The organism is Devosia sp. FJ2-5-3 (assembly GCF_029201545.1).
Lineage (GTDB): Bacteria > Pseudomonadota > Alphaproteobacteria > Rhizobiales > Devosiaceae > Devosia.
In genome coordinates, this window is the sequence record NZ_CP104007.1 from 243688 (window position 1) to 270180 (window position 26493).

At 62.4% G+C, this 26493-nt stretch carries 33 protein-coding genes; 17 read left to right on the plus strand and 16 right to left on the minus strand.

Annotation, left to right across the window (positions count from 1 at the left end):
• Nucleotides 1-5: 5 nt before the first annotated feature.
• The gene (locus N0P34_RS01235) at nt 6-842 is read right to left on the minus strand and encodes an alpha/beta hydrolase (RefSeq protein ID WP_275605212.1); all 837 of its coding nucleotides are present in this window, start codon (nt 840-842) and stop codon (nt 6-8) included.
• Between the two features lie 126 nt (nt 843-968).
• On the opposite strand from N0P34_RS01235, the gene N0P34_RS01240 reads away from it, so the two are divergent.
• Complete coding sequence (locus tag N0P34_RS01240) at nt 969-1964, plus strand: GlxA family transcriptional regulator (RefSeq protein WP_275605213.1); 996 nt, start codon at nt 969-971, stop codon at nt 1962-1964.
• On the opposite strand, the gene N0P34_RS01245 is transcribed toward N0P34_RS01240, so the two are convergent.
• A complete protein-coding gene (locus tag N0P34_RS01245) occupies nt 1965-2537 on the minus strand; it encodes a chloramphenicol phosphotransferase (protein ID WP_275605214.1) in 573 nt (190 codons plus the stop codon). It lies immediately after the preceding gene.
• Between the two features lie 146 nt (nt 2538-2683).
• Nucleotides 2684-3907, minus strand: coding sequence for an argininosuccinate synthase (locus N0P34_RS01250; protein ID WP_275605215.1), 1224 nt, complete (start codon nt 3905-3907; stop codon nt 2684-2686).
• A 124-nt stretch (nt 3908-4031) separates the two neighbouring features.
• Here N0P34_RS01250 and N0P34_RS01255 point away from each other — a divergent pair, with 124 nt between their 5' ends.
• The 4 genes from N0P34_RS01255 to N0P34_RS01270 are packed head-to-tail and all read left to right on the plus strand — an operon-like array spanning nt 4032 to nt 6442.
• Nucleotides 4032-4499 (plus strand): Lrp/AsnC family transcriptional regulator, encoded by a 468-nt coding sequence (locus N0P34_RS01255; protein WP_275607050.1) that lies wholly within the window; start codon nt 4032-4034, stop codon nt 4497-4499.
• Nucleotides 4500-4512: 13 nt separating this feature from the next.
• Entirely contained in the window at nt 4513-4887 is a 375-nt protein-coding gene (locus tag N0P34_RS01260) for a GFA family protein (RefSeq protein ID WP_275605216.1), read from the plus strand.
• A gap of 59 nt (nt 4888-4946) precedes the next feature.
• Nucleotides 4947-5597 (plus strand): LysE family translocator, encoded by a 651-nt coding sequence (locus N0P34_RS01265; protein WP_275605217.1) that lies wholly within the window; start codon nt 4947-4949, stop codon nt 5595-5597.
• Nucleotides 5594-6442, plus strand: a complete 849-nt coding sequence (locus tag N0P34_RS01270) for a 23S rRNA (adenine(2030)-N(6))-methyltransferase RlmJ (RefSeq protein WP_275605218.1) — start codon at nt 5594-5596, stop codon at nt 6440-6442. Before N0P34_RS01265 ends, N0P34_RS01270 begins: the two co-directional genes overlap by 4 nt.
• Nucleotides 6443-6448: 6 nt before the next feature.
• On the opposite strand, the gene N0P34_RS01275 is transcribed toward N0P34_RS01270, so the two are convergent.
• From N0P34_RS01275 to thpR, 5 genes are all read right to left on the minus strand, one after another.
• Complete coding sequence (locus tag N0P34_RS01275) at nt 6449-6826, minus strand: VOC family protein (RefSeq protein ID WP_275605219.1); 378 nt, start codon at nt 6824-6826, stop codon at nt 6449-6451.
• A gap of 70 nt (nt 6827-6896) precedes the next feature.
• Entirely contained in the window at nt 6897-8105 is a 1209-nt protein-coding gene (gene rlmN, locus N0P34_RS01280) for a 23S rRNA (adenine(2503)-C(2))-methyltransferase RlmN (RefSeq protein ID WP_275605220.1), read from the minus strand.
• A 136-nt stretch (nt 8106-8241) separates the two neighbouring features.
• Nucleotides 8242-8748 carry an invasion associated locus B family protein gene (locus tag N0P34_RS01285; RefSeq protein WP_275605221.1) on the minus strand — a complete coding sequence of 169 codons (507 nt, stop codon included), beginning with the start codon at nt 8746-8748 and terminating at the stop codon, nt 8242-8244.
• Nucleotides 8749-8849: 101 nt separating this feature from the next.
• The gene (locus N0P34_RS01290) at nt 8850-9371 is read right to left on the minus strand and encodes an invasion associated locus B family protein (RefSeq protein WP_275605222.1); all 522 of its coding nucleotides are present in this window, start codon (nt 9369-9371) and stop codon (nt 8850-8852) included.
• A 213-nt stretch (nt 9372-9584) separates the two neighbouring features.
• Nucleotides 9585-10124, minus strand: a complete 540-nt coding sequence (gene thpR / locus N0P34_RS01295) for an RNA 2',3'-cyclic phosphodiesterase (protein WP_275605223.1) — start codon at nt 10122-10124, stop codon at nt 9585-9587.
• A 199-nt stretch (nt 10125-10323) separates the two neighbouring features.
• On the opposite strand from thpR, the gene N0P34_RS01300 reads away from it, so the two are divergent.
• The 3 genes from N0P34_RS01300 to N0P34_RS01310 all read left to right on the plus strand — a co-directional run bounded on the left by N0P34_RS01300 (nt 10324) and on the right by N0P34_RS01310 (nt 12187).
• Nucleotides 10324-11049: a Bax inhibitor-1/YccA family protein gene (locus N0P34_RS01300; protein WP_275605224.1), complete on the plus strand. Its 726-nt coding sequence runs from the start codon at nt 10324-10326 to the stop codon at nt 11047-11049.
• A 97-nt stretch (nt 11050-11146) separates the two neighbouring features.
• Entirely contained in the window at nt 11147-11644 is a 498-nt protein-coding gene (locus N0P34_RS01305; protein WP_275605225.1) for a GNAT family N-acetyltransferase, read from the plus strand.
• Between the two features lie 12 nt (nt 11645-11656).
• On the plus strand, nt 11657-12187 hold the full coding sequence (locus N0P34_RS01310; RefSeq protein WP_275605226.1) for a GrpB family protein: 531 nt from the start codon (nt 11657-11659) through the stop codon (nt 12185-12187).
• Here the strand turns inward: N0P34_RS01310 and N0P34_RS01315 are convergent.
• The 4 genes from N0P34_RS01315 to acnA all read right to left on the minus strand — a co-directional run bounded on the left by N0P34_RS01315 (nt 12184) and on the right by acnA (nt 16959).
• A complete protein-coding gene (locus N0P34_RS01315; RefSeq protein WP_275605227.1) occupies nt 12184-12606 on the minus strand; it encodes a GNAT family N-acetyltransferase in 423 nt (140 codons plus the stop codon). The two genes, N0P34_RS01310 and N0P34_RS01315, sit on opposite strands and share 4 nt — an antisense overlap.
• A 41-nt stretch (nt 12607-12647) precedes the next feature.
• Nucleotides 12648-13046: a DUF2794 domain-containing protein gene (locus N0P34_RS01320; RefSeq protein ID WP_345774447.1), complete on the minus strand. Its 399-nt coding sequence runs from the start codon at nt 13044-13046 to the stop codon at nt 12648-12650.
• Nucleotides 13047-13299: 253 nt separating this feature from the next.
• Complete coding sequence (locus N0P34_RS01325; RefSeq protein WP_275605228.1) at nt 13300-14037, minus strand: DUF1223 domain-containing protein; 738 nt, start codon at nt 14035-14037, stop codon at nt 13300-13302.
• 165 nt (nt 14038-14202) lie between these two features.
• Entirely contained in the window at nt 14203-16959 is a 2757-nt protein-coding gene (acnA, locus tag N0P34_RS01330; RefSeq protein WP_275607052.1) for an aconitate hydratase AcnA, read from the minus strand.
• 158 nt (nt 16960-17117) lie between these two features.
• Between acnA and ccmA the strand changes: the two genes are divergently transcribed.
• Genes ccmA through N0P34_RS01360 form a run of 6 tightly spaced genes read left to right on the plus strand, consistent with a single transcriptional unit; the run spans nt 17118 to nt 20361 of the window.
• Nucleotides 17118-17744 carry a heme ABC exporter ATP-binding protein CcmA gene (ccmA, locus tag N0P34_RS01335; protein WP_275605229.1) on the plus strand — a complete coding sequence of 209 codons (627 nt, stop codon included), beginning with the start codon at nt 17118-17120 and terminating at the stop codon, nt 17742-17744.
• Complete coding sequence (gene ccmB, locus N0P34_RS01340) at nt 17741-18406, plus strand: heme exporter protein CcmB (protein ID WP_275605230.1); 666 nt, start codon at nt 17741-17743, stop codon at nt 18404-18406. Before ccmA ends, ccmB begins: the two co-directional genes overlap by 4 nt.
• A 12-nt stretch (nt 18407-18418) precedes the next feature.
• The gene (locus N0P34_RS01345) at nt 18419-19180 is read left to right on the plus strand and encodes a heme ABC transporter permease (RefSeq protein ID WP_275605231.1); all 762 of its coding nucleotides are present in this window, start codon (nt 18419-18421) and stop codon (nt 19178-19180) included.
• Nucleotides 19177-19335: a heme exporter protein CcmD gene (gene ccmD / locus N0P34_RS01350; protein ID WP_275605232.1), complete on the plus strand. Its 159-nt coding sequence runs from the start codon at nt 19177-19179 to the stop codon at nt 19333-19335. The genes N0P34_RS01345 and ccmD overlap by 4 nt, the downstream gene beginning before the upstream one ends.
• Nucleotides 19335-19868, plus strand: coding sequence for a DsbE family thiol:disulfide interchange protein (locus tag N0P34_RS01355; RefSeq protein ID WP_275605233.1), 534 nt, complete (start codon nt 19335-19337; stop codon nt 19866-19868). Before ccmD ends, N0P34_RS01355 begins: the two co-directional genes overlap by 1 nt.
• Before the next feature lie 34 nt (nt 19869-19902).
• Complete coding sequence (locus N0P34_RS01360; RefSeq protein ID WP_275605234.1) at nt 19903-20361, plus strand: SRPBCC domain-containing protein; 459 nt, start codon at nt 19903-19905, stop codon at nt 20359-20361.
• On the opposite strand, the gene N0P34_RS01365 is transcribed toward N0P34_RS01360, so the two are convergent.
• On the minus strand, nt 20358-21122 hold the full coding sequence (locus N0P34_RS01365) for a FadR/GntR family transcriptional regulator (RefSeq protein WP_275605235.1): 765 nt from the start codon (nt 21120-21122) through the stop codon (nt 20358-20360). The two genes, N0P34_RS01360 and N0P34_RS01365, sit on opposite strands and share 4 nt — an antisense overlap.
• 149 nt (nt 21123-21271) lie before the next feature.
• On the opposite strand from N0P34_RS01365, the gene N0P34_RS01370 reads away from it, so the two are divergent.
• Nucleotides 21272-22663 carry a M20/M25/M40 family metallo-hydrolase gene (locus N0P34_RS01370; RefSeq protein WP_275605236.1) on the plus strand — a complete coding sequence of 464 codons (1392 nt, stop codon included), beginning with the start codon at nt 21272-21274 and terminating at the stop codon, nt 22661-22663.
• A gap of 217 nt (nt 22664-22880) precedes the next feature.
• Here N0P34_RS01370 and N0P34_RS01375 read toward each other — a convergent pair whose 3' ends face one another.
• Both N0P34_RS01375 and deoD read right to left on the minus strand, forming a co-directional pair.
• A complete protein-coding gene (locus N0P34_RS01375; RefSeq protein ID WP_275605237.1) occupies nt 22881-23243 on the minus strand; it encodes a DUF1304 domain-containing protein in 363 nt (120 codons plus the stop codon).
• Nucleotides 23244-23954 carry a purine-nucleoside phosphorylase gene (gene deoD / locus N0P34_RS01380; protein ID WP_275605238.1) on the minus strand — a complete coding sequence of 237 codons (711 nt, stop codon included), beginning with the start codon at nt 23952-23954 and terminating at the stop codon, nt 23244-23246. It abuts the gene before it with no gap.
• A 176-nt stretch (nt 23955-24130) separates the two neighbouring features.
• On the opposite strand from deoD, the gene argC reads away from it, so the two are divergent.
• Nucleotides 24131-25084: an N-acetyl-gamma-glutamyl-phosphate reductase gene (gene argC / locus N0P34_RS01385; protein WP_275605239.1), complete on the plus strand. Its 954-nt coding sequence runs from the start codon at nt 24131-24133 to the stop codon at nt 25082-25084.
• Between the two features lie 24 nt (nt 25085-25108).
• Nucleotides 25109-25405 (plus strand): GNAT family N-acetyltransferase, encoded by a 297-nt coding sequence (locus N0P34_RS01390; RefSeq protein WP_275605240.1) that lies wholly within the window; start codon nt 25109-25111, stop codon nt 25403-25405.
• 77 nt (nt 25406-25482) lie between these two features.
• Here N0P34_RS01390 and N0P34_RS01395 read toward each other — a convergent pair whose 3' ends face one another.
• Entirely contained in the window at nt 25483-26457 is a 975-nt protein-coding gene (locus N0P34_RS01395; RefSeq protein ID WP_275605241.1) for a nucleoside hydrolase, read from the minus strand.
• Nucleotides 26458-26493: the final 36 nt, after the last annotated feature.

Below are 26493 nucleotides of genomic sequence, written 5' to 3' on the forward strand. Positions count from 1 at the left end.
TCATATCAGGCCTGGATGAAAGCCAGGATATCGGCGTTGATCAGATCGGGGTGCGTGGCGAAAAGCCCATGGCTGAGGTCCGGATAAGTCTTGAGCGTGCCATTGGGCAGAAGCTTGATGGCCTTGTGTGCCGAATTGGCAATCGGCACGATCTGGTCGTCTTCGCCATGCAGCACCAGAACCGGCTGCCGAATGGCCTTCAGGTCCTCGGTAAAGTCAGTTTCGGAAAACCCCTCGATACTGTCGTAGTGGGCCTTTGCCCCGCCGTTCATGCCCTGGCGCCACCAATTGTCGATCAGCCCCTGGCTGACTTCGGCGCCGGGGCGGTTGAAGCCGTAGAAGGGTCCGGCAGGAATGCCGCGGAAGAACTCGGCCCGGTTGGCGATCAGCGCCTTGCGGAAGCCGTCGAAGACGTCCATCGGCACGCCATCGGGATTGGAGGCGCTGGCGACCATGATGGGCGGCACGGCGCCGATCAGCACGGCCTTGGCGAGACGCCCTTCAGCGGCCTTGGCCGCATAGCGGGTGACGACGCCACCACCGGTGGAGTGCCCGACATGGACGGCATTGTTCAGATCCAGCGCCTTGGCCAGTTCGGCCGTGTCGGCGGCATAGGTGTCCATGTCATTGCCAATGTCCGTCTGATCGGAGCGGCCGTGACCGCGCCGGTCGAAGGCGACAACCCTGAAACCCTTTTCGAGGAAATAGAGCATCTGGTTGTTCCAGTCGTCGGAACTGAGCGGCCAGCCGTGATGGAAGACGATGGGCTGGGCGGTCTTTGGACCCCAATCCTTGAAGAAAATGCGTGTGCCGTCCTTGGTGGTGATGAAGTTCGAGCTCAATCTCTGTCTCCTTGCTTTGCTTTTGCTGTGCCGGAACCGTGTCCAGCGCCGATGACTGCAATCTAGGGATAGTCAGGTCGAAAAAGACGTGGCAGAAATGACATTGAACGGGGCGATAGTGACAATATGGCCGTCAACGAGACGCTTACAGCCGAAATTGGCCTCGTGCTCTATCCAAACTGCCAGCTCGCAGCGGTCTATGGGCTGACCGATCTCTTCCGGATCGCCGGAGAATGGGCGGGGCCGCTCGAGGAGCCTAACACAGCGCGGCGTATACGCGTCAGCCATTGGCAGATCGCGGGCGACGACATGGCGTGTGTCTGGGACAGTCATCCCGGCCGGCCGCACAAGCTGACCCATGTGATCGCGCCGCCGAGCATCATCATGCCCGAAAGCATGGCGCCGATGCCACGCGAATCCGCCTGGATGGCGGAGCGGCATAGGGAAGGGGTGACGGTGGGCTCGGTCTGTGCAGGGGCTTTCGTTCTGGCCGAGACCGGTCTGATGGATGGGCGTCGGGCGACGACACATTGGGCCTTTGCCGAGCAGCTGGCGCGGCGCTTTCCCCAGATCGAACTGGCGGCCGAGCACATGGTGGTCGACGAGGGCGACATCATGACAGCGGGCGGCATCCTCGCCTGGACCGATCTCGGCCTTACCCTCGTCGAGCGGTTCCTCGGCGTCGGCACCATGTTGGCGACGGCGCGTTTCCTCTTGGTCGATCCGCCTCGCCGTCTTCAGGATCCCTATCGGATTTTCGTGCCGCGCTTCGACCATGGCGATGCCGAGATCTTGAAAGTGCAGCAGCATCTGCATGCCGTCGCGGCGGATGCCCATTCCATCTCCGAATTGGCAAGGCTGGCGGGCCTCGCAGACCGCACCTTCCTCCGCCGCTTCCAGAAGGCGACGGGCCTGACCCCGACCGAATATCTCCAGCAATTGCGCGTGCTGAAGGCCCGCGATCTGCTTGAAACCACCAATCGCCCGGTCGACCAGATCGGCTGGAGCGTCGGCTATGCCGATCCCGCCGCCTTCCGAAAAATCTTCCAGAGGCTTGCGGGGGTGTCGCCGCGCCACTATCGGCAACGCTTCGGGCGGGCGATGAACGGGGACGAGAACTGATCAGGCGGCGGTGCCGAGGGCTTTGGCGATGCGCTCTGCGCCATCCTCCGGCGTAAGGCGGCCCATATCGAGTTCGAGGTGATAATCCTTGCCGGCATGAACCGCGTCCTGCCAATTCTGCACCGGCGCCGGAATACCGGGACCAGAGGCGTAAAACCCGCCCTGCGGATCGGCATTTCGGCGCGCCATGATGGTCTCGATATCGCAATGGATGCCGACGAAAAGCAGGGACAAGCCGGCAAGCTCGTCTGTCAGCAGCGCCATGGGGTCGAAGGGGCGGGCGTAATGGGTGTGAAGGCCGAGATCGGCCACCACGTCAAAGCCATGGCCAGCGAAATCTGCCATTGCCGAAAAGCAGGCGCCGAACAACGCGGGTAGGTTTGCCTCGAGGTCAGGCCGCTCGCCGCCGGGCCGAAGTCCAATGCCGGGCAGGAGCGCCGCGGGCAGGGTGGCATTGAAGGCGTCGACGCCAAAATTGAGCCAGCGTCCCGGCACATGCGCCTGGACTGCGCGGGCCAGCATCGTCTTGCCCGAGCGCGGGGCGCCGTTGAGGATGACGATGCGTCCGGTCATGGCATGCTCCCGCGGCTGTCGCCCAGAGTTAGCCGTCCGGCGGTGCCTTCACAATGGCACGAAGTGCAAAAGAAGAGGCGCTGCATGTGCAGCGCCTCCCCCAAACTCGATTCGGCTTATGCCCGAAGGCCAGAACCGGGGTAGAATCAGCCCTGTGCCTTCTTGTTGCGTGCGGCCCAGGTTTTGAGGCGCAGGCCGTTGAGGCGAATAAAACCGGCGGCGTCCTTATGGTCATAGGCCACGGCGCCTTCTTCGAAGGTCACGAGGTCCATGGAGTAGAGGCTGTGCGGCGAGGAGCGGGCGATGACGGTGGCAGAACCCTTGTAGAGTTTCACCTGCACGTCGCCGGTCACATAGTCCTGGCTCTTGTCGATCAGGGCCTGCAGCATTTCGCGCTCGGGCGAGAACCAGAAGCCGTTGTAGATCAGCTCGGCATATTTCGGCATCAGCTCATCCTTGAGATGGGCTTCGCCACGATCCAGCGTGATCGACTCGATGCCGCGGTGGGCAACGAGAATGATGGTGCCACCCGGCGTCTCGTAGAGACCGCGCGACTTCATGCCGACGAAGCGGTTTTCCACGAGGTCGAGACGGCCGACGCCGTGCTTGCCACCGAGCTCATTGAGCTTGGTCAGCAGTTCGGCCGGGCTCAGCTTTTCGCCATTGATCGAAACCGGGTCGCCCTTTTCAAAGCCGATGGTGATGATTTCGGCTTCGTCCGGGGCCTTTTCCGGATCGACCGTGCGCTGTGGCACGTAATCGGGGAAGGGGATCGCGGGGTCTTCCAGCACCATGCCTTCGGACGAGGTGTGCAGGAGGTTGGCGTCAACCGAGAATGGAGCCTCGCCGCGCTTGTCCTTGGATACCGGGATCTGGTTCTTTTCCGCATATTCGAGCAGCTGGGTGCGGCTGCGCAGGTCCCATTCGCGCCAGGGCGCGATGACGGCGATGGAGGGGTCGAGCGCATTGGCGGTCAGCTCGAACCGGACCTGGTCGTTGCCTTTGCCGGTGGCGCCATGGGAAATGGCGTCAGCGCCTACTTCCTGGGCGATCTCGACGAGGCGCTTGGCGATCAGTGGGCGGGCAATGGACGTGCCGAGCAGGTACTGGCCTTCATAGACCGTATTGGCGCGGAACATCGGGAAGACGAAGTCCCGAACGAATTCCTCGCGCAAGTCTTCGATGCGGATGTCCTTGATGCCGAACATCTCGGCCTTCTTGCGCGCCGGCTCGAGTTCTTCACCCTGGCCGAGATCGGCGGTGAAGGTCACCACTTCGCAATTATAGGTTTCCTGCAGCCATTTCAGGATGATGGACGTGTCGAGGCCGCCCGAATAGGCGAGCACGACTTTTTTGATCTCTTTAGCCATTGCTTGATCCCAAGGTTGATGGTGACAGGATAAGCCACCCTATGCGCAATAATCTTGCGATCATCGCGCCCATGGCGCATTCTTTGGCACGATCTGCCAAAATCTTATCGAAGAGTGCCAGAAACTGTCAGAAGTTCTTGATCCCGTCGATCGCCGTATCCTTAGAGAGTTGCAGCGCAATGGGCGAATGTCCAATGTCGAATTGGCCAATGCGGTGGGTCTGTCGCCCTCGCCCTGTCTCCGGCGGGTCAAGCTGCTCGAGGAAAAGGGCATCATCGACCGCTATATCGCCGTGCTCAATGCCCCCCGGCTCGGGCTCGGGCTCACAGTTTTCGCCCGCGTCTGGTTCAAGACCCAGGATGCCGAAACCACCAACCAGTTTGCCGAAACCGTCCGCAAATTCCCCGAGGTGATGGAATGCTATCTCACCACCGGAGAATGCGACGCCATCCTGCGCGTGGTGACGACGGATTTGCACGCCTATTGGCGCTTCCAGTCCGATTATCTCATGCGCATCCCTTCCGTGCAGAGCGTCAAGACCGACGTGCCGATGGAAACCATCAAGCGCAGCCACGAGCTGCCGCTGCCCTGAGGAGGAGGGTGTCATGAGCGAGGTGGAAGGCGGATGCAGTTGTGGGGCGCTGCGGATAGTGGCGCGGGGGGAGCCCGATCGCGTCGGCATCTGCCATTGCCTCGACTGCCGCAAATATCACGGCGCCCTGTTCCATGCCTCGGCGATATTTTCCAACGAGGCGGTCACGATCAGCGGGCCGGTCGGGGAATTTGACGGGCGGTGTTTTTGCCCGCTTTGCGGCTCTCCCGTATTCTCCCGCAGCGGCGATGAGATCGAGATCAGCCTGGGTGCGCTGGACGCACCGGATATGTTCGTCCCGACTTACGAACTCTGGACGGTTCGGCGCGAGGCCTGGCTACCGGCCTTCCCGCACATGATCCCGTACCAGCGCAATCGCGAGCCCTAGTCCCGGCCGCACTGGCACGCTATGAGCAAGGCCTGCGCCCTTTGCCGCGAGACATTTCAATGCCCAGCTTCCTGCCCGACATCTCCGTCATCGCCACCTTTGCCCTTGCCGCCTTCGTGCTGGCGGTGACGCCGGGGCCGGACATGGCGCTGTTTGTGTCGCGCACGATCAATTGGGGGCGAAACCACGGCTTCGCCACGGTCATGGGTGCGCTCACGGGCATTGCCGTCCACACCATGCTGGTGGCCTTCGGCATTTCGGTGCTGATCATTGCCGCCCCGGCCGCCTTCTGGGCGCTGAAAATCGTCGGCGCGCTCTATCTTGTCTGGCTGGCGATCCAGGCGATCCGCGATGGCGGTGGGATCCTCGTGGTCAACAAGCAGGGCGGCAAGCAGCCAAGCTGGGCGCAGTCCTATCTCACCGGTCTTGGCATCAATCTCACCAATCCCAAGGTGGCGCTGTTCTTCGTGACCTTCCTGCCCCAGTTCGTCTCCGCGGATGACCCGTCTGCCTCGGCCAAACTGATCTTCCTCGGTATCGAATTCGTCATTGTCTCGATCCCGGTCGTGGTGGCAACTGTCCTCTTTGCCGAATGGCTGACCCGCACGCTCAAGGAGAAGGCCTGGGTCGGCAAGGCGCTCAACTGGAGTTTTGCTGCCGTGTTCATGACCTTTGCGGCCACCATTCTGTTTGCCGAGGGCCGCAAGTGAACTATCGCCACGCCTTCCACGCCGGCAATTTTGCCGATGTGGTCAAGCACACCATTCTCACCCGTATCCTCGCCTATCTGATGCGCAAGGACGCGCCGTTCCGGGTCATCGACACCCATGCTGGCGTTGGGATTTATGATCTCTTCGGCGATCAGGCGGAGCGGACCGGCGAATGGCAGGACGGCATCTTGCGGCTCACCGAGCGCGACTTGCCGCCGGCTGTGTCCGATCTGCTCGCGCCTTATCTCGATGCGGTCGAAGCACAAAACGCGGACGGTTCGCTCCGCTATTATCCCGGCTCGCCCTTCATCATCCGCCAGATGCTGCGGCCGCAGGACCGGTTGATGGCGCTCGAGCTGCATCCCAAGGATGTCGAAGAGCTCCGCGAGAACTTTGCCGGTGATGTCCAGACCCGGGTCACCCATCTCGATGCCTGGGCGGCCATGGGCACCCATCTTCCGCCCAAGGAAAAGCGCGGCCTCGTTCTGGTCGATCCGCCCTTCGAGGAAAAGGGTGAGTTCTCCCGCATGGTGGCGGGCCTCGTAAAAGCCCATGCTCGCTGGCCCGGCGGCATCTATGCCTTCTGGTATCCGATCAAGGACCCCGACGAGGTGAGCGCCTATGTCGCCGCGCTTGAGGCCACGGGGATCAGGAAAATCCTCCGTATAGAGCTTGCCATCCGTGCGCCGTCCTTCCCGCCGCGCCTGCATGGCACCGGCATGATCGTGGTCAACCCGCCCTATGTTCTCGAAGACGAAATGCGCACCCTGCTGCCGCTTCTTGCCAATGTCCTCGCCGATGAGGGCAGGGGCAGCTGGAGCGTCGACTGGGTGGCGGGCGAATAGGGTCTCCTAGCCCGGGCGGAACTGGCTCATGATGGCGAGGGGCCGATGCTCATTGTCATCGAAAAACGCCATCCATTCCTCGAGCCCGTCCTGGTGGCGATGGATCAGGTGTGGCGCTTCGCGAAAATGGATGCCGCGCTCGCGCATGCTGGCATAGCTGGCTTGAATGTCATCGACCCGAAAATAGAGAAGGCTGGCCTGCTCGGCCTGGCGGGGCTCCGCGCTCAGCATCAGCCTAATACCCCCGCAGTCGAAAAAGGCGAGGGGGCCAAAGGTGTAGAGATGCGGGATTTCGAGGACATCGCGCCACCAGATCTCGGCGGCGCCGATGCTGGAAACGGAACGACTGATCTGGCCGATGCTGCCGAACGGGGTGGGTGTCATTCTGGCCTCCCAGGAGGAAGGCCAGAATATCAAGATCGGGTCGGGCTCGCCAGTGGGCGCGCTTCTGCGGTCAAAGTGTCAGCAGCGCGTCGCGGTCCTTCTTGGTCAGCCGCTCGCTCTCGCTCTTGAGCTGGCCGCAGGCTGCAAAAATGTCGCGGCCGCGCGGGGTGCGGACGGGAGAGGCATAGCCGGCGCGGTTGACGATGTCGGCAAAGCGCTCGATGCGGCTCGATGGCGAGGTGCCATAGTTCGAACCCGGCCAGGGGTTGAACGGGATGAGGTTGATCTTGGCCGGAATGCCGGCGAGCAGGCGCACCAGTTCCTTGGCCTCGGCGTCGCTGTCATTGATGCCGTCCAGCATCACATATTCGAAGGTGATCCGGCGGGCATTGGAAAGGCCCGGATAATTGCGGCAGGCTTCCAGCAGGTCCTTGAGCGGCCACTTCTTGTTGATCGGCACCAGCACGTCGCGCAGATCGTCGCGCACGGCGTGCAGCGAAATGGCCAGCATCACGTCGATCTCGCTGCCGGTGCGCTCGATATAGGGCACGACGCCGGAGGTCGAAAGCGTGATACGGCGCCTCGAAATCGACATGCCGTCGCCCGCCGAGGCAATCAGCAGCGCCTGCTTGACGTTGTCGAAATTGTAGAGCGGCTCGCCCATCCCCATCATGACGATATTGGTGATGGCGCGGCTTTCCCCGCCGGGAACGAGGCCGCCATCATCGGGACGCGACCCGCCTGGAAAATCGCCGAGACGCTCGCGGGCCATGAGGATCTGGCCGAGGACTTCGCCGGCGGTCAGATTGCGCACGAGCTTCTGCGTGCCGGTGTGGCAGAACGAGCAGGTCAGCGTACACCCCACCTGCGAGGAAACGCAGAGCGTGCCGCGATCGCTTTCGGGGATATAGACGGTTTCGACCTCTACGGCCGGCATGTTGGGGTTCTGCGGATCGCGAAAGCGGAACAGCCACTTCCGCGTGCCATCGGTCGAAATCTGTTCCGAGACGATCTCGGGCCGATCGAGGACAAAAGTATCCGCCAGTTTCTGGCGGACCGGCTTGGCCACATTGGTCATGCGGTCGAAATCTGTGACGCCGTTGACATAGAGCCAGTTCCAGAGCTGGCTGGCGCGCATGCGGCCTTCCTTTTCCGAGACCACGTCATGGCTCGTCAAAGTCTCCGCGAGCTGCTGCTTGGAGAGGCCGATCAGGGACGGCCTTGTGGCCATGGCGGGCCGGATGGCAGTCGAATGGTCGAGGTTCAGCGCAATGCTCATGGCAGGCCAAGGGTGTCCGGTAATGCAGGATGTGGGCGGCCAATAGCATATGGTGCGGCAAAGCGCAAAATAACACCGTCGGGAAGGTGCCTTGCGTCAGCCGCAGGAGAAATATCGGCGTCCGTGCCGCGGCGTGTCAGCACTCAGCGCCGATCGCCTGCTGCGCGGCAGTGGCGCCGGAAAGCGAATAGTTCTGGATGATGGTCGTCCCGGCGGAGTCCGTGCCGGTCACGCTCATCGAGGAGCCGGCACGAACGGCGGCCGCCAGGTTTGCCTCCTGCGCGCTATCGTCGAGCCAGGCGGCATCGCCCTGGGTAAACAGGGTAAAGCTCTGCCCGCCAATATTGACCGTTGCGCGCGATCCGGTCTGGAAATTGTAGCCGGCCACGACATTGAACTCGTTGACCACGTCCTCGCCGGGGCGATTGGTGATGTAGAGATAGGCTTGGCCACCGCCCACAGGCGCGGGGTCGACCGATTTCGGCTTGGTCATGGCGAAGCACACCGTGCCGGCGCCGTCATCGGCCGCGTAGCTCGACCAGTCGCGAAAATCACCCAGAACCCGTGCCGACTGCGCCTGTGCCGGCAGCGTTGCGGCGAGGATCAGGGCAAAGGCAAATAAGGGCTTGGGCAAATAGGTCATAAAATCGGGCTCTTGGGTCAGGCTCTTGACGGCAGTCGGGCATGGGCCCCTCGGCCCGGCGCCCAGTTATGGCGGTTCCGGGCCGAGGGGCAAGCCCTCAATTACTTGCAGGCGGCGTCGATGGCGTTCATCGCGGCGGTGGCGCCGGAGAGCGAATAAGTATCGATCGTATTGGTGCCGCGCTGGCTGGTGCCACGCACGAGCATCTGGCTACCACCCTTGAAGGCGGTCACAAAACCGGTCTCGTCGCCGGTCGAGGCCAGCCAGCCGGCGGAGCCTTCGGTCACCATCGGATAGGACTTGCCGTCAATGGCAGCGCTGGCATTTGCGCTGGTGGCATTGAACGGATAGCCGATCAGCGTCTGCACTTCGTTCTTGGTGCCCAGGCCCTTGCGATGAATGATCATGAAATGGATCGGATCACGGTTGGCGCCAGCCGGCTCAGATTTCTGCGGCTGCGCCGAAATATAGCACATGACCCCGCTGGCATCCGTCGCCTGCCATGCCGTCCATGCGTTGAACGTGCCCAGTTCGGTTGCCTGCTGTGCCTGTACGGCAGGTGCAAAGCTGATGGCCGCTGCCATCGCGATCCCGATTGCGAGGCCACCGGTCTTGTTCATCATTGCCAATTCATCCTCTTGTAAAGCTGACCGTCCGCGGAATGCTTTCCGCTCAACATGGCGCGGACATGGTTACCAAGCCGTCAAATCCCGCAAAATTGGCGGCTTTTGCGTCAAATGCGCGGCAAAGGCGGCGGCAATTTGACACCAACCCCACCGATAGGGTGGGTTTGCAGGGATACGGTTAAAACCAGGCTAACACTGGCGTGATCGCCTTCACGCTGCGAGGGGATAGGCATGCTCGACCACATAGGGTCCCCCGCCTACGCCCTCCTTGCTCGAGAACAGCACGAAGCGCGATACCGAAAATGTGATCGGCTCGAACCGACCCGCCTCGGCAATGAAGCGCGCTACATCCCCGGCATTGATTCCGCGCAATCGGGCCAGGGTCACATGGGGAACGAATTTGCGGCCCTCTGGCGGCAAACCCGCGCGCTGGAGCATGCGCTCATGGGCTGCCTGCAGGCGGATCAGGGCCTCATTGGGCTCGACACCGGCGTAAAGTGCACGCGGTTTGTCGCCGCCAAAAGCGCCGAGATGGGTCAGCCGCAGCGTAAAGCGCAGAGAGTTGGACAAGAAATCCAGGCTGTCGGCCACATCTTCGGCGCGGTTGCGATCGACATCGCCGATGAAACGCAACGTAACGTGATAATCCTCCGGATCGATCCAGCGCGCGCCGGTAAGGCCCCCGCGCTTGAGTGAGAGGGTAAACCCGGTATCGGGCGGAATCTCGAGGCCTGTGAAGAGCCGGGGCATGGCAAGATCTCCCTGGCGGAAGGTAGGAACGGTTCGGCGAGCCTAGCACAATGACGGGAATCGGCCAGCCCGGGCGTCGCTTCGTTCCATTTTGCCTTGTAACTCAAGGCTTCCGTCTCCATATTTGCGAACAAGTGGCAACGCCAATTGCCCCCGGCGGTGACAAGACCGCAGTCTTCCAAGGGAAAGGAAACCGACAATGGCTGAATATGACCGTCAGACCCTCAATGCGCGGGCCGGCTCGGCCGTAGCCATCGACGAGGGCCTGCGCAGCTACATGCTGCGCGTCTACAATTATATGGGCCTGGGCCTCGTGGTCACGGGTCTCGTCGCCTATTTCACCAGCCAGTGGGCCATGTCCAGCCCGGCCAATGCCGAGCTGCTCTATGCCAGCCCGCTTGCCTGGGTTCTCATGCTGTCGCCGCTGGCCTTCGTGCTGGTGCTGAGCTTCGGCATCAACAAGCTGTCCGTACCGGCAGCACAGGGCGTGTTCTGGGCGTTCGCGGCCGTCATGGGCCTGTCGCTCTCGTCGATCTTCCTGGTCTATACCGGCGCTTCGATCGCCAAGGTGTTCTTCATCACCGCCGCGACCTTCGGCGCGATGAGCCTTTATGGTTACACCACCAAGCGTGACCTGACCGGCATGGGCAACTTCCTGATGATGGGCCTGATCGGCATCATCATTGCCTCGATCGTGAACATCTTCATGCAGTCCAGCATGATGGATTTCATCATCTCGGTCGTGGGCGTGCTGATCTTCACGGGCCTGACCGCCTATGACACGCAGAAGATCAAGGAAAGCTATTCCGAGCATTTTGGTGCCGACGTCATGGCCAAGAACGCCATCATGGGCGCGCTGAGCCTCTACCTCGACTTCATCAATCTGTTCATGATGCTGCTGCGCCTCTTCGGCAACCGCGAGTAACAGCATCAGTGATGATGGTCTGATCAAACGATTTGGTTGGACGAAATTCGGGACCGCAGCTTACAAGGGCTGCGGTCCTTTTTTTGGTTTTTCTGTCATGTCAGACACCGTCCTGCGTCCCTTCGCCTGGTCAGACGTTCCCGCCATCACGCGTATCTACCGGCACTATGTCGATCACACCGCCATCACCTTCGATACCGAAGCGCCGGACGAGACCGCGATCGCTGAAAAATATGCGGCGCTGACACGGCTGGGCCATCCGCTGATCATCGCCGAGCGCGCCGGGCAGGTTTTGGGCTATGCCTATGCCAGCTATTACCGCCCCCGCGCCGCCTATCGGTTCACCTGCGAAGATTCGCTCTATCTCGACCCCAATGAAACGGGAAAGGGGCTCGGCCGCGTCTTGCTCACCGAACTGCTTGCGCAATCCAAGGCCTTCGGCTTCAAGCAGATGCTCGCCGTGATCACCGCCGACACGGCAAACTCCATCGCCATCCACGAAAAGTTCGGTTTCGAACGCGTCGGCTATTATAAGGCGGTCGGCTACAAATTTGACCGCTGGCACGATATCGTCCACCTGCAGATGGCTCTCTAGCAAAGGCGAAAAATGCTCGGCCTGGCCCATGACCGCAATATTATGGTGCCATATGATCCGCGCTGGCCATTGGCCTACGAGGCGGAGCGGCAAAGACTTGCCGAGGCGCTTGGCCCCCTCGCCGTCGCCATCGAGCATTATGGCTCGACCGCGGTCCCTGGCCTCAGCGCCAAGCCGATCCTCGACATTCTGCTAGGGGTGCGCGAGCTCGATGGCTGGCAACAGTGCCACGACCCGCTCATCGGGCTGGGATACGACTATGCGGCCCAGGCCGGTGTGCCCGGCCACCACATCTTTGGCCGGGGGCGGGATCTCACTGAGCGGACGCATCTGGTTCATGTGGTCGAACATGGCGGCGTGAGCTGGACGTCCAATCTGGCATTTCGCGATGCGCTCCGCGCTGATGAAGCGCTGCGGCAGCGCTATCTCGCGGTGAAAACTGCTGCCATTGCTCAGGCGCCGGACAGCCGGCTGGAGTACAACCGTCTCAAGGGCGGGGCCATTGCGGCAATGAAGTCTCTCCTGGCTTCGCCACGACCCTAACGCAGCTTCCTCTGCATCTCGACCGAGGTGATGAACCGGCCTTCACGGGGCGGGGCCATTTCGCTCCAGCCCATTGCCCGATAGAAGTCGCGTGCTGTTGCCGTGCTCTTGAGCTGGGCCACCTCCACGCCGCGGCCGGCCAAGATCCTCTCCAGTTCCGCCAGCGCCGCGCTGCTGACGCCGGTTCGCTGATGCTTGGGGCTCACATAGTTCAGGCTGATCGTGTTGTCAGTCAGCGCGCCGACGCCGACAATCTGGCCATCGCGCACGGCCACGAACATGCTCGTCTCAGGGCTGGCGAGCATAGCGAGAACGCCTTCCGGCGTCTTGTTCGCCGTCCAGGCCGCAATGATCCGGGGGTCATTTCCGTGGTCGAGACTGCAGAGCTCGGTTATCGAGGCGACGAGCACGTCGCTCATGGCCGCCGCATCGTTCGTCCTCGCCGGGCGAACCCGGATGGTCACCCCACCACCACGAGATCGGGATCGAGCACGCGCAGCACCTGGCCGAGATCGTGGCCGCGCTTGAGCACGCGCCCCTCCTGGTTGACCACCATGTACTGGCCCTGCCGGTTGCGCAGTTTCGGATTTTTCTCGACCACATAGAGTGGACGTTCGGAGACGCGGGCATAGATGGAGAACAGCGCCCGGTCCTTGAGGAAATCCATGGCGTAGTCGCGCCATTCGCCCTGGCTCACCTTGCGGCCATAGACCGAGAGGATCTGCATCAATTCCCGACGATCAAAAGCAATTATGGGCTGCGGCTGACGGGGCGGCTGGCCAGGGGCTTCGCCCACATGGACCAAGGATAGCCCAGCGTTCAGTTGGTTTGGCGGACGGCCCTGCACGCGTTTCTCCACTGCCCGAACTTGGTCAACACAGCGTCATGATCCCCGCATTTGGCGCCTATGGCAAGGCCGGCAAAATACCCCATTTCGGCCATGTTTCGTCCCTCAAGGCGCCCCATTGCCTCGACAGGATACAAGCATTGCCTCCAGCGGCTGGCAGCCGGGCGGATCGAGCCCCCAAACCATGAAGCCCGGTTGCCAGCCAACTATCTAGAGTTGACCACGTTAGTCACGCCCGTTCCTTCCCCCAAGGAGCGGGCCTTTTTTATGGTTCGTAGGTTGCCGCTGCGAGAATGGCGCCGGGCAGTCCCTTGCTCTCCTGCTGCACGACCACGGCAAGACCGGTATTGCCGGCACCAAGCATCTCGGTCAGCGGCAGTTTCAGTTCCGCGCCACTATGGGCCTCCCACATGCCCAGAATCTGCCGGCCCGTCACAACTTGGGTGTAGACCATGGATTTACCGGCATTGTCGCCGCGATCAATGCTGATCTCTGCCCGGTCGATATAGGTGACGAGCCACACCACCGCATTGGGCAGCCTGGCATCGGGCGGCACCGAGATCTTGAGCATGTCGCCACTGCGGTGAAGACTGACCGAAAGCGGTAGGGCGGCTTCGGACACCGCATCGTGCACCTCGGTGCGGCGGGAGCCAACAACGGCCTTGGAGCCGTTGACCACCATTTGCGGGGTGTAGATGCGCGAGGACCCCCAGCTCTTTGCATAGGCCCGCTGGCGATCCGAAAAGGCCTCGTGCCCGAACGTGTCCTCCCAGCCGATATAGTCCCAATAGTCGACGTGATAGGCGAGTGCGACGACGTCCTTGCGTTCGGCTAGGCTGGTGAGCAGGGCGTCAGCGGGCGGACAGGATACACAGCCTTGGCTGGTGAACAGCTCGACGACAGCCTTGGCCCCTGTGCGGATGGTTTCCGCAGGGCTGGCAGAGGTGAGGGCGAGGCTGGCGACAAGGCCGAGAAGGGGGCCGGCAAATGGTCTCGGAAACATGGCAAAGTTGTAAGCCGGGGCCCGATTGCCTGCCTAGTCAAAAGAGGGTGAGACTCGCAAAGTTTTTTCAGTGCTGATCTCTGCGGCCCAGCGTGCTGTGTGCACACAAAAAATGGCGGCCCCAAAAGGGACCGCCATCAGATCAGAAGGCCATGTAATCAGCGCTTACGCAGCCACGAGGTTGCGCAGCACGTAGTGCAGGATGCCGCCATTGCGGTAGTAGTCGAGCTCATTGGCCGTATCGATGCGGCACAGGGTTTCGACATTGATCACGTCGCCATTGGCACGCGTGATCTTGACGGTGACCGTGGCGCGCGGAACGAGCTGCTCGACATTGGCGATGTCGATGGTTTCGCTGCCGTCGAGACCCAAGGTCTGCCAGCTTTCGCCGTCCTTGAACTGCAGCGGGATGATGCCCATGCCGACCAGGTTCGAGCGGTGGATACGCTCGAAGCTCTGCGCGATGACGGCCTTGACGCCGAGCAGATTGGTGCCCTTGGCCGCCCAGTCACGCGAGGAGCCGGTGCCGTATTCCTTGCCGGCAAAGATCACCAGCGGGGTGTTCTGGGCGCGGTAAGCCATGGCGGCATCATAGATGGCCATCTGCGAGCCATCGGGCCCGAGCGTGTAGCCGCCTTCGACATTGTCGAGCATCATGTTCTTGATGCGGATATTGGCAAAGGTGCCGCGCATCATGACGTCGTGGCTGCCGCGACGGGCGCCGTAGGAGTTGAAGTCCTTCGGCGCGACCTGACGTTCAGTCAGGTACTTGCCAGCCGGGGTCGTCGACTTGAACGAACCGGCCGGGGAAATGTGGTCGGTGGTGATCGAGTCGAGGAAGAGCGCCAGGACGCGGGCCGACACCACGTCGGTGACCGGCTTGGGCTCCATGGTCAGGCCTTCGAAGTAAGGCGGGTTCTGGACATAGGTCGAGGACGAGTTCCAGCCATAGGTTTCCCCGCCTTCGACGGTGATCGCCTGCCAGTGCTTGTCGCCCTTGAACACGTCCGAATAGCGCTTGCGGAACATGTCGGCATTGACGTGCTCGCGCACGATCTCGGCCACTTCGTGGTTGGAGGGCCAGATGTCCTTGAGATAGACCGGCTGGCCATTGCTGCCCGTGCCGAGTGGCTCGGAGGTGATGTCGATATTGAGCGAGCCGGCGATGGCATAGGCGACGACCAGCGGCGGGGAGGCGAGGTAGTTCGCTCGCACGTCGGGGTTCACACGGCCTTCGAAGTTGCGGTTGCCCGAGAGCACCGAGGCGGCAACCAGCTTGTGCTCGTTGATGCAGTCGGAAATGGCCTGCGGCAGCGGGCCGGAATTGCCGATGCAGGTGGTGCAGCCATAGCCCACGAGGTTGAAGCCGAGCGCGTCGAGATCGTCCTGTAGGCCCGCGGCCGTGAGGTAATCGGTCACAACCTGCGAGCCGGGGGCCAGCGAGGTCTTTACCCAGGGCTGGGAATTGAGGCCAAGCGCGCGGGCCTTGCGGGCCACGAGACCGGCAGCCACCAGAACCGAGGGGTTCGACGTGTTGGTGCAGGAGGTGATCGCGGCGATAACAACGGAGCCGTCGGTGATCTGGTAGTCCGCGCCCTGAACCGGGTAGGCGGCCTCCTCGGGGATGTCGTCGACGCCTGTTGCGCCCTCGTCCACATAGCGGCTTTCCTGCTTGTCGGCAGGCAGCTTGGTGCGGTCGATGCGGCCGCCGGAAAGTTCGGGCAGGGCGGCGGCAAAGGACGACTTGACGGCGTTGAGCGCAACGCGGTCCTGCGGACGCTTCGGGCCCGAGAGCGAGGGCACGACGGTCGAGAGGTCGAGCTCGAGGGTCGAGGTAAACACCGGATCGGGCGTCTCGGTGGTGCGGAACATGTCCTGGGCCTTGGAATAGGCTTCGACAAGCGCAACGCGGTCGGGATCGCGGCCGGTGGTGGCCAGGAACTTCAGCGTATCGGCATCGACCGGGAAATAGCCGCAGGTGGCGCCATATTCGGGCGCCATATTGGCGATGGTCGCCTGATCTTCGAGGCTGAGATAGTCGAGGCCCGGGCCGTAGAATTCGACGAACTTGCCGACCACGCCCTTCTTGCGCAGCATCTCGGTGACGGTCAGCACGAGGTCGGTGGCGGTGATGCCTTCATTGATCTTGCCGGTCAGCTTGAAGCCGACGACTTCGGGGATCAGCATGGAGATCGGCTGGCCGAGCATGGCTGCCTCGGCTTCAATGCCGCCTACGCCCCAGCCCAGAACGGCCATGCCGTTGACCATGGTGGTGTGCGAATCGGTGCCCACCAGCGTGTCGGGGTAAGCGACGGTTTCGCCGTCCTCATCCTTGGTCCAGACGGTCTGGGCCAGATATTCGAGGTTCACCTGGTGGCAGATGCCGGTGCCGGGGGGCACAACGCGGAAATTGTCGAAGGCCGACTGGCCCCAGCGCAGGAATTCATAGCGCTCGACATTGCGCTCATATTCCAGCTCAACGTTCTGCTCGAAGGACAGCGGGGTGCCGAAGCTGTCGACCATCACCGAGTGGTCGATGACGAGATCGACGGGAACCAGCGGGTTGATCTTCTGCGGATTGGCACCGAGTTTGGCAGTGGCGTCGCGCATGGCGGCCAGGTCGACCACCGCGGGAACGCCGGTGAAATCCTGCATCAGCACGCGGGCGGGGCGATACTGGATTTCGTGGTCGGAGGTGCGGGTCACCAGCCACTTGGCGATGGCCTGGATGTCTTCCTTCTTGACCGTGCGGTCATCCTCGAAGCGCAGCAGATTTTCCAGGACCACCTTCATCGAGCCGGGAAGCTTGGAAATGCCGGTGAGGCCGTTCTTTTCCGCTTCGGCGAGGGAATAATAGGTGTAGGTCTTGCCGCCGACCGTCAAAGTCGACTTGGATTTGAAGCTGTCTCGTGAGGCCATGATGCTCCGCCCTCTAAAATTTGCTGCTGGACGCGGGGTGCCCGGCCACATGGGGCCGCCGGAAAAGCCGCTTTTCCTGGAATGAATCCAATCTAGATGGCTTATAGTGAAAGAAGATTGCCCTTGCCAGCCTTGCCTTGGCTTCAATACGAGATGGGGCCATGACGCAACGGCAAGTCTTTTCTCCACTTCGCCTTAACGCCCAGTCGCTTAGCGTCGGGCGGGGTGACACAATTCTGGCGCGCGGGCTGACGCTGAGCGTCGCCTCCGGCAGCGGCCTCTTGCTGCGCGGACCCAATGGGGCCGGCAAATCGACCCTGCTGCTTACCCTGGCCGGCCTACTCGATCCCATCGAGGGCGAGGTCTCGGTTGAAGGACATGCGGAAGAGGCCGGCCCGGCGATCCATTATTGCGGCCACCGCAACGCCGTTCGGCCCCGCATGAGCGTTCTCGATACCCTGACATTCTGGATGGGCATCAACGGGGCGACCGGCATTGCGCCCCAAAAAGCGCTCGACCAGGTCGGGCTGGGGCGGCTGGCTCGCGTCGATGCCGGCTATCTCTCGGCCGGGCAACAGCGGCGCCTCGCCCTTGCGCGCCTCCTCGTGTCCATCCGACCGGTCTGGCTGCTCGACGAGCCGACGGCTGCGCTCGATGCGGAGGGGCAGGGGCTGCTTGTCCGGCTCCTGGCCGAACATTTCGCCAGTGGCGGGCTCGCCGTCATCGCCACCCACGACGCCATCGATGTGCCTGGCCTCACCGCCTTCACGCTGGGAGCGACGGCATGACCGGTTTCTCTGCCGTCCTCCGGCGCGAAATTCGCCTCTCGCTCAGCGGGGGCGGTGAAATTCTCACGCTCTTGCTGTTTTTCATCATTGTCGGCGCAATCGTGCCCTTTGCCGTGGGGCCGGACAAGGAGTTGCTCGCGCGCATTGCACCGGGCATCGTCTGGATCGCGGCATTTCTTTCCATGTTGCTCGGGCTCGATCGCCTGTTCAGGCCAGACCGCGAGGACGGCACCCTGGCCCTCTATCGGCTTGCAGACCTGCCGCTTTCGGCCATGGTTGGCGCAAAAGTGATCGCCCATTGGCTGACTGCCGCGCTGCCGCTCATCATCGCCTCACCCTTCCTTGCCCTGCTCCTCGCCATGGACGGGCCGACGCTTATTCGCACCATCTTGTCGTTGCTCGTGGGCACGCCGGCGCTGGCCGCTTTCGGGGCCATTGGCGCCGCAATCACCGCGGCAACGCGCCGGGGCGGGCTTATCGCGCCGATCCTTATCGCCCCGCTTTGCGTGCCGGTGCTGATCTTCGGGGTCGGCGCCATTTCCTCGCAGGGTGGACCCGACCAGGCCGGGGCGGCCTTGCTGCTGCTTGCGGCACTCAGTCTCATGGTAATTGCGCTCTCTCCCTTTGCGGCGGCGCTTGCGATAGACTGGGGAGAAGATTAAAGCCCTAGGCCCATGAGCATCGAGACAAGTCCAAAACAAAGCTGGTGGAGCCGGCTGGCCCATCCCGGCCAGTTCGTCATCTGGTCGCGCCCCTTCATCCTGCCGCTCGCCGTCCTGACCGGCGCGCTGTTCCTGGCAGGGCTCTATTATGCCTTCTTCAGTTCGCCCGCCGACTACCAGATGGGCGACACGGTGCGCATCATGTATGTGCATGTCCCCAGCGCCTGGCTCAGCCAATTCGTTTATGGCACCATGACCGTCTCGGCGCTCGGCACGCTGGTCTGGCGCCATCCCATGGCCGACGTGTCGATGAAGGCCGCAGCGCCGCTGGGCGCCGCCTTCACCGCCATGGCCCTGTTTACCGGTTCGCTCTGGGGCCGGCCGACCTGGGGCACGTTCTGGGAATGGGACGGCCGCATGACCTCGACGCTGGTCATGCTGTTCATCTATCTCGGCATCGTCGCCCTGTGGCGCGCCTTCGATGACCAACTACGCGCCGCGCGCGTCGTCGCCATCTTCACGCTCGTCGGGGCAATCAACGTTCCGGTCATCAAGTTTTCGGTCGACTGGTGGTCGACCCTGCATCAGCCGGCCAGTGTCTTCCGGGCCGATGGCCCCACGGTTGCAGGCTCGATCCTGACGCCGCTGTTCATCATGTTCTTCGCCTTCACCTTTTTCTTCGTCACTCTGCAGCTGGTCGCCATGCGCACCGAAGTGCGCAAGCGCCGGGTTGCAACGCTGGAGCGCCGCGCCGCACGGGGAGAGGCCGCATGATCGAACTTGGCCAACATGCCCAATTCATCGTCGGCGCCTATGTGGGGGTTTTCGGGGGGCTGGCGGCGCTTGTCGCCTGGACACTGATCGATGCCCGGCGCACCAAGCGCCGGCTCGAAGAGCTTGGCGACACCAAGCGCGGCGGAACGCGCTGATGCGCTATGCGCTGTTCCTCGTGCCGCTGCTGGCACTGGTCGGGCTGGTGGCGATTTTCGCCACCTCGATGGATCGCAATCCAAGTCTCGTCCGCTCGGTGCTGATCGACAAGCCGGCGCCCGAATTCACCCTCGCGCCGGTCGAGGGCATGAACGTTCCCGGTTTTGATACGGCCGCCCTCAAGGGCGAGCCCACAGTGGTCAATGTTTTCGCCAGTTGGTGCATTCCCTGCCGGGCCGAGCATCCCCTGCTTGAAACCCTCAAGGCACAGACCAATGTGCGTCTCTTCGGCATCAACCATTCCGATGCCCCGGAGAATGCACGCGCGTTTCTGGCCGAACTCGGCAATCCCTATGACGCCATAGGCGCCGATCGCGACCGGCGCGTCTCTATTGATTGGGGCGTTTATGGCGTTCCGGAAACCTTCGTCGTCGACGGAAACGGCGTCATCACCTTCAAGCATGTCGGGCCGCTTACGGCCGATGCTGTCGCCACACAATTGCTTCCTGCCTTGGAAAAGGCTGGTCTCTAGTTGAGAATGGCGTCTCTGTCTGAGGAGGCGCCAAATGTCCCGCATCGACCGTTGTAGCCGCATCATCGAGGCCTCGCCCGAGGCCGTCTATGCCGCCATGACCGATCCTGACGCGCTCGTCGACTGGCTGCCGCCCGACGGCATGAGCGGGGAAATCCTCCAGTTCGATCTGCGTCCCGGTGGCCATTGCCGCATGGTGCTGCGCTATTGCGATCCGGCCATATCCGGCAAGAGCGGGGACAATGAGGACATTTCGGATCTGCGCTTTCTCGACCTTGTCCCGGGCTCGCTGGTGTCCCAGTCCGTCGATTTCGTTTCCGACGATCCCCGCTTTGCCGGCACCATGGTGATGCACTGGAAGCTTCTTGCAGTACCGCAGGGCACGGAAGTCACCATGGAAGCCCATGACGTTCCCGAGGGCATTTCCCAGGCCGATCATCTCGCGGGAATGAATGCGTCGCTCGACAATCTCGAGCGCTTCCTTGCCGGCTAGCCCTGGTCCATCCGGCCGGCGGCGCGGGCAAAGCCATCGGAAATGGCGACGCGCATGGCATCCCGGGCGCCTTGGGCATCCCCTTCGCTGATCGCCTTTGCGATGGCGCCATGGACGGTCACGGTCTGTGCCAGTGCGGTGGGCTCGTTGACCGGCGAGGAAATTGTGAAAGCCGCCGTCAGCGCCATTTCCACCAATGCGCTGATCGAGGCCATGAAGGGATTGCCCGATGCTTCGGCGACCAGCCGGTGGAACTGCAGATCGTGCCGAGCGAAATCTTCCGGCGTGGTCGATGCTTCCATCTGGCTCACCGCTTCGGCCATGGCTTCGGCCTGCTCGTCGGTGCGCCGATGGGCGGCGAGGGCCGCAGCTTCGATCTCGATGCCGATGCGCACTTCGGCAAGGCTGCGCAGGAAGCTGACTTCGGGGCCGAGCTCGAAGTGCCAGGCCAGAACGTCGGCATCAAACAGGTTCCAGCGATTGCGCGGCAGCACGCGCGTGCCGATGCGCGCTCGCGCCTCGATCAGCCCCTTGGCGGCCAGCGTCTTCAGCGCCTCCCGCAGCACGGTCCGCGATACGCCAAACTGCTCGAGCAGTTCACCGTCCGATGGCAGGATCGTGCCTTCGGCATAACGCCCCGAGACGATGGCGAAACCGAGGTGCCAGAGGACATCGGAGTGCAGATTGCGGGCGGGGTTTCGACCGGAGAGCGATGCGATCAAATCGCCCGAGTGTCGTGCTCGCCCACTCGATCGGTCCATGTCCGTCATCCTTGCACCGTAAAGTGGTTTTCTAGGCTCATCATAGGCGCATTAGTATGACAATAAACACCCCCCTGCGAAGGGTGGACATGGCGCTTATCCCTGCGTCATGGTGCGGCACCCTACCGGATTCGTCGCAGGACCAGAAAATGCCTAATTCCGCCCAGATTGATGCCGTTCTCGCCCAGGTTGATGCCGGGCTCGAGCAAAGCCTGTCGCGGCTGTTCGAACTCCTGCGCATCAAGTCGATCTCCACCGATCCTGCCTTTGCGGCCGAATGCCAGCGCGCCGCCGACTGGCTCGTGGCCGAACTTGGCGATCTCGGCTTTTCGGCCGCGGCGCGCCCCACTCCCGGTCACCCGGTCGTCGTCGCCCACGGGCCGGAGCAAGCCGGGCCGCATGTGCTGTTCTACGCGCACTACGATGTGCAGCCGGTAGATCCGCTCAATCTGTGGCATACCGATCCGTTCGAGCCACAGCTCAAGGAAGATGCAAAGGGTCGCAAGATCATCGTGGCGCGCGGCGCTTCGGACGACAAGGGTCAGATGCTGACCTTCATCGAGGCCTGCCGCGCCTGGAAGGCCGCCACCGGTTCGCTGCCGCTACGCGTCTCGCTCATGCTTGAAGGCGAGGAAGAATCCGGTGGCAAGAACTTGCCGCCGTTCATGCGTGAAAACGCCGAGGAGCTAAAGGCCGACATTGCGCTCGTCTGCGACACCGATATGTGGGATCGCAAGACGCCCTCGATCAACACTATGCTGCGTGGCCTCGTCGCCGACGAAATCGAAATCACCGCCGCCAACAAGGATCTGCATTCCGGCATGTTCGGCAATGCGGCGCGCAATCCCAACCAGGTCCTGGCCGAAATCATCGCCAGCCTCCGCGCTCCCGATGGCTCGGTCACCGTCGACGGCTTTTATGACGATGTCGCCGAGCTCTCGCCCGAGATCAAGGCGCAATGGGCGGGCCTTGGCTTTGACGAAAAGGCGTTCCTCGGCGATGTCGGCCTTTCCGTGCCGGCCGGCGAACAAGGCCGCAGCGTGCTCGAAACGCTTTGGGCGCGCCCGACCTGCGAAATCAACGGCATGAGCGGCGGCTATATCGGCGACGGGTTCAAGACCGTCATCCCGGCCAAGGCAAGCGCCAAGATTTCCTTCCGCCTCGTTTCCGGCCAGAACCCCGAAAAAATCCGCGCCGCCTTCCGCGCCCACGTCGAGGCGCGCCTGCCGGCCGATTGCACGGTGAGCTACACGCCCCATGGCGGCTCGCCCGCCATCACCGTGCCGTCCGACGGCGAGTTCGTGCGCAAGGCTCTCGCCGGCCTTTCGAATGAGTGGAACAAACAGGCCGTCATCACCGGCTCGGGCGGTTCCATTCCAGTCGTGGGCGAGTTCAAGTCCATTCTCGGTCTCGACACGCTGCTCATCGGCTTTGCCCAGATCGACGACCAGATCCACAGCCCCAACGAGAAATACGACCTCGAAAGCTTCCACCGCGGCATCCGCTCCTGGGTCCGCGTCCTGGCCGCACTGGCGGAATAAGCGCTTCGGGTGGTCCACCATAAGAGACCGGCAGACCTCTTCGCTTCCCTCGGGCTTGACCCGAGGGCCACTCCGGGAGCCCATACAATGGGTATCGCGCTGGTGGATAGAGACCATCGGGTCGAGCCCGAGGGAAGATCTGTGAGAGGGGCGACACAGCGCAAACAAACGCGATCCGTCTGTCCCCCTCCTCCAAGGGGAGGCTAGGAGGGTAGGCTTACCCCAACACCACCACCAGCAGCGCGATCACCGCCGGCACGGTCTGGATGAAGAGGATCTTCCGCCCCGCCGTCGCCGCGCCAAAAAGCCCCGCCACCCCCACGCAGGCCAGGAAAAAGATCTGTACCTGCCAGCCGAAGGCCGGGTCGGGGTGAACCAGCCCCCAGATCAGCCCGGCCGCCAGGAAGCCGTTATAGAGCCCCTGATTGGCGGCCAGCGCCCTGGTCGCCTTGGAAAATTCCGGGGTCAGGCCAAAGGCCTTTCGCCCGCGCGGACTATCCCACCACACCATTTCGAGCAGCATGATATAGATGTGCAGGAGCGCAATCAGCGCCACCAGTATTGCTGCAATCGCCGGCATTTATGCCTCCACCGCCACGTCGAGCGCCAGTTCGACCATTTCCTTGAGTGAGCTCTGGCGGGCCTCGGCGTCGATTTCTTCCTTGGTGATCAGGCAATCGGTCATGGTGCAGATTGTCAGGGCGCTGACCCCGAACCGAGCCGCCAGCGTATAGAGCGCCGCCGCTTCCATCTCGACCCCGATCACGCCATGGGCGGGCAGCTGGTCATACCCCTCAAAGCCGTACGCGTGATAGAAAATGTCCGAGGACAGCATATTGCCGGCGTGGTAGTGCAGCCCCGCTGCGTCGGCCTTGTCAGCCGCTGACCGCAACAGGGCAAAATCGGCGATGGGCGCGAAATTGAAGGCCCCGAACCGATCCTTGACGATGGCACTGTCGGTGGAGGCGGCCTGAGCAAGGATAATGTCGCGTACCTTCACTTTCACATTGAGCCCGCCGCAGGTGCCGACGCGGATCAAGGTCCTGGCATCATAGACATTGATCAGTTCGTGCACATAGATCGACAGCGAAGGCTGGCCCATGCCGGTCGCCTGTACCGATATTGGCTTGCCCTTCCATGTCCCGGTATAGCCAAGGCAATTGCGCACGGAGTTGACGAGGCGGGGGGCTTCGAAAAAAGTCTCGGCAATCCATTTGGCCCGCAGCGGGTCGCCCGGCAGCAGCACGGCTTGGGCGTAGTCGCCCGGCTTGGCATGGTTGTGCGGCGTCATTTTTCGTCCCCGACAGTCCTCATTCTGGCGGCAAGCTTACCCGTGGCCGAGCGGCAAAGACAATCCCGCCAGGGAACGGCAGGCAGGCAGGGCGCATTGCCTGTCTGTAGCTAGTGCTTGACGGGCGGACCTGCTGGCCCCATCTACGACCCGCACAGTTTTCTGAGGAGGCACATATGGTCGCCAAGATCTTCATCGACGGGGAAGCGGGTACAACGGGTCTGCAGATCCGGGAACGCCTTGCCGGTCGTCGCGACCTCGAAGTGCTGTCCATTGCCGCTGACAAGCGCAAGGACCAGGACGAGCGCAAGCGCCTGCTCAATGCCGCTGATGTCGCCATCCTCTGCCTGCCCGACGAGGCAGCCAAGGAAAGCGTCGGGCTGATCGACAATGACACCACCCGCGTCATCGATGCCTCGACCGCATATCGCGTCGATCCCAACTGGACCTATGGCTTTGCCGAAATGGACAAGGGCCAGACCGAAGCCATCGCCAGGGCCCGCTTTGTCGCCAATCCCGGCTGCTGGCCGCAGGGTCTTATCGCCGGCCTCCGCCCGCTGATCGCCGCTGGTCTGATCCCCGCCGATTTCCAGGCCATCTATCATGGCATTTCCGGCTATTCCGGCGGCGGGAAGCAGATGATTGCCGAATATGAGGCCGAGGGTACGACGCCCAGCCAGTTCATGCCCTATGGCCTCACCTTCGCGCACAAGCATCTGCCGGAGATGACGGCCTATTCCGGCCTCAAATCGGCGCCGCTGTTCCAGCCGGTGGTGGGCAATTTCGCGCAGGGGATGACCACGTCCCTTCCGCTGCAACTGGGCAGTCTCGCAAAGGTGCCGACCGGCGCCGAGATTCACGCTGCGCTCGCCGATTATTTCGCCGCCATTCCGGACAGTTTTGTGCGGGTTGCGGCTTATGATCCCGCGCTGGGCAAGACCCCGGCGCTCGATCCGCAGGCGCATAACGGCACCAATACGCTGACCTTGCATGTCTTTGCCAATGACAGCCGGGCCCAGGCCGCGATCCTGGCGGTCTATGACAATCTGGGCAAGGGTGCCTCCGGAGCCGCCGTCCAGAATCTCAATCTGATGCTGGGTGTTTCCGCCAGCGAAAGCCTTGCCGCCTGAGGCAGGAGAAAGGGCCGCATTAAAATGGCCGAGACGGAATTGAGGATAAAGCGCGAGGAGGGCCCCACGCGGGGCCGCTATGTCATCCACCTGGCGCCCGGCGCCGAGGCGGAAATGACCTATCGCAAGGAGGGTGCCGGCCCGATGATCATCGATCACACCGGCGTTCCTCCCGAATATGAGGGCCGCGGCATCGCGCTCCAGCTGGTCAAGGCGGCCATAGCCGACGCCGAGGCGCAAAGCTTCAAGATCAAGCCGGTCTGCCCCTATGTGGTCGTCCAGTTCCGCCGCCATCCCGAATGGACGCATCTGTTGGGCTAGACCCGGATCGCAGACAGATCCCCCTAAAGACGCACATTTGTTGGTGGCACCCGAAGCGCTGGTGCCACCAATCCTTGCTATTGCCGCTCTTTGCCCAGCACCGCGACGAGCATGTCCCGAAATCCCTGCCGGTCTGCCTTGCGGATGACGCGAATGTTTGCGGGCAGGGCCGCTCCAAGCTCGGGATCGGCGACGTCCTGGTCGGGCAGGCGGCTTGAGGAGACGCTCGAATAGCCACGGGTGAGGCGGCCTTCGGTTTCGATATCCACCCGACACATCTCACTTTCGACGATCAGGTTTTCATCGAGCGCCAGTGCGCAGGTCAGGGCATCCGGGTGGAACGTGGCGCCATTGCCATAGCGGGCGAGGCTGAACGCTACCGCGGCAGAATTGACCTGATGGAAAAATCGGGAAAGCGGCGTGTCGAGCGCTTCAATCTCGGCGAGTTCTTTTTCCGTGATTTCGGAATCCACCAGCGTGAGGGTCCAGGTGACGAGGGAGGCCTCGAAACCGGCGTTGAGGACGATGGCTGCGGCTTCGGGGTCGACGTAGAAATTGAATTCGGCCGCCGGCGTCACGTTGCCCATGGCGTTGTCGGTGCCGCCCATGATCCAGAGATGCTTCACCGCCTTGGCAAAGCCCGGCTCCTTGCGAACGGCCATGGCGATATTGGTCAGCGGCGCCTGGGCGACGATGGTGATTTCACCGGGGTGGCGCATGACGATGTCGATCATGGCGTCGACGGCATGGCCGGGCTCAGGGCGCTGCGCTGTCTTTGGATAGTTGGCGTCACTCATGCCGTCGGCGCCGAAGACATAGGCGGCATCCACCGGGCGCCGCAAAAGCGGCAGCGTGCAGCCCTCATAGACGGGCACCTGGCCCGCCAGGCCCGCAATTTCGATCGTTTTCAGCGCATTTTCAGCCTGCTGTGGGAAGGGAATGTTGCCATTGCAGATCGTTACGGCCTCGACCGTCGCTTTACCCTGCAGCATGCCGAGCAACATGGAAAAACAGTCGTCTCCGGCAGTGTCGGTATCGATGATGAGGCGCATTGAGAGCTTTCCAGACGAAGGACTTTTCGGTTTGCA

Excerpts from the sequence above, each read along its gene's own strand:
- deoD (WP_275605238.1), bottom strand. The coding sequence starts at position 23,954 with ATGACGCCGCACAACCATGCCAAGCCGGGCGACTACGCCCAAGCCGTG.
- N0P34_RS01365 (WP_275605235.1), bottom strand. The coding sequence starts at position 21,122 with ATGGACCGATCGAGTGGGCGAGCACGACACTCGGGCGATTTGATCGCA.
- ccmB (WP_275605230.1), top strand. The coding sequence starts at position 17,741 with ATGACCGGTTTCTCTGCCGTCCTCCGGCGCGAAATTCGCCTCTCGCTC.
- N0P34_RS01275 (WP_275605219.1), bottom strand. The coding sequence starts at position 6,826 with ATGACACCCACCCCGTTCGGCAGCATCGGCCAGATCAGTCGTTCCGTT.
- N0P34_RS01245 (WP_275605214.1), bottom strand. The coding sequence starts at position 2,537 with ATGACCGGACGCATCGTCATCCTCAACGGCGCCCCGCGCTCGGGCAAG.
- N0P34_RS01395 (WP_275605241.1), bottom strand. The coding sequence starts at position 26,457 with ATGCGCCTCATCATCGATACCGACACTGCCGGAGACGACTGTTTTTCC.
- thpR (WP_275605223.1), bottom strand. The coding sequence starts at position 10,124 with ATGCCCCGGCTCTTCACAGGCCTCGAGATTCCGCCCGATACCGGGTTT.
- rlmN (WP_275605220.1), bottom strand. The coding sequence starts at position 8,105 with ATGAGCATTGCGCTGAACCTCGACCATTCGACTGCCATCCGGCCCGCC.
- N0P34_RS01325 (WP_275605228.1), bottom strand. The coding sequence starts at position 14,037 with ATGTTTCCGAGACCATTTGCCGGCCCCCTTCTCGGCCTTGTCGCCAGC.
- N0P34_RS01345 (WP_275605231.1), top strand. The coding sequence starts at position 18,419 with ATGAGCATCGAGACAAGTCCAAAACAAAGCTGGTGGAGCCGGCTGGCC.
- argC (WP_275605239.1), top strand. The coding sequence starts at position 24,131 with ATGGTCGCCAAGATCTTCATCGACGGGGAAGCGGGTACAACGGGTCTG.
- N0P34_RS01360 (WP_275605234.1), top strand. The coding sequence starts at position 19,903 with ATGTCCCGCATCGACCGTTGTAGCCGCATCATCGAGGCCTCGCCCGAG.
- N0P34_RS01265 (WP_275605217.1), top strand. The coding sequence starts at position 4,947 with ATGCCCAGCTTCCTGCCCGACATCTCCGTCATCGCCACCTTTGCCCTT.
- N0P34_RS01305 (WP_275605225.1), top strand. The coding sequence starts at position 11,147 with ATGTCAGACACCGTCCTGCGTCCCTTCGCCTGGTCAGACGTTCCCGCC.
- N0P34_RS01375 (WP_275605237.1), bottom strand. The coding sequence starts at position 23,243 with ATGCCGGCGATTGCAGCAATACTGGTGGCGCTGATTGCGCTCCTGCAC.
- N0P34_RS01285 (WP_275605221.1), bottom strand. The coding sequence starts at position 8,748 with ATGACCTATTTGCCCAAGCCCTTATTTGCCTTTGCCCTGATCCTCGCC.
- N0P34_RS01370 (WP_275605236.1), top strand. The coding sequence starts at position 21,272 with ATGCCTAATTCCGCCCAGATTGATGCCGTTCTCGCCCAGGTTGATGCC.
- ccmA (WP_275605229.1), top strand. The coding sequence starts at position 17,118 with ATGACGCAACGGCAAGTCTTTTCTCCACTTCGCCTTAACGCCCAGTCG.
- N0P34_RS01240 (WP_275605213.1), top strand. The coding sequence starts at position 969 with ATGGCCGTCAACGAGACGCTTACAGCCGAAATTGGCCTCGTGCTCTAT.
- N0P34_RS01250 (WP_275605215.1), bottom strand. The coding sequence starts at position 3,907 with ATGGCTAAAGAGATCAAAAAAGTCGTGCTCGCCTATTCGGGCGGCCTC.
- N0P34_RS01300 (WP_275605224.1), top strand. The coding sequence starts at position 10,324 with ATGGCTGAATATGACCGTCAGACCCTCAATGCGCGGGCCGGCTCGGCC.
- N0P34_RS01290 (WP_275605222.1), bottom strand. The coding sequence starts at position 9,371 with ATGATGAACAAGACCGGTGGCCTCGCAATCGGGATCGCGATGGCAGCG.
- N0P34_RS01315 (WP_275605227.1), bottom strand. The coding sequence starts at position 12,606 with ATGAGCGACGTGCTCGTCGCCTCGATAACCGAGCTCTGCAGTCTCGAC.
- N0P34_RS01310 (WP_275605226.1), top strand. The coding sequence starts at position 11,657 with ATGCTCGGCCTGGCCCATGACCGCAATATTATGGTGCCATATGATCCG.
- N0P34_RS01355 (WP_275605233.1), top strand. The coding sequence starts at position 19,335 with ATGCGCTATGCGCTGTTCCTCGTGCCGCTGCTGGCACTGGTCGGGCTG.
- ccmD (WP_275605232.1), top strand. The coding sequence starts at position 19,177 with ATGATCGAACTTGGCCAACATGCCCAATTCATCGTCGGCGCCTATGTG.
- N0P34_RS01260 (WP_275605216.1), top strand. The coding sequence starts at position 4,513 with ATGAGCGAGGTGGAAGGCGGATGCAGTTGTGGGGCGCTGCGGATAGTG.
- N0P34_RS01390 (WP_275605240.1), top strand. The coding sequence starts at position 25,109 with ATGGCCGAGACGGAATTGAGGATAAAGCGCGAGGAGGGCCCCACGCGG.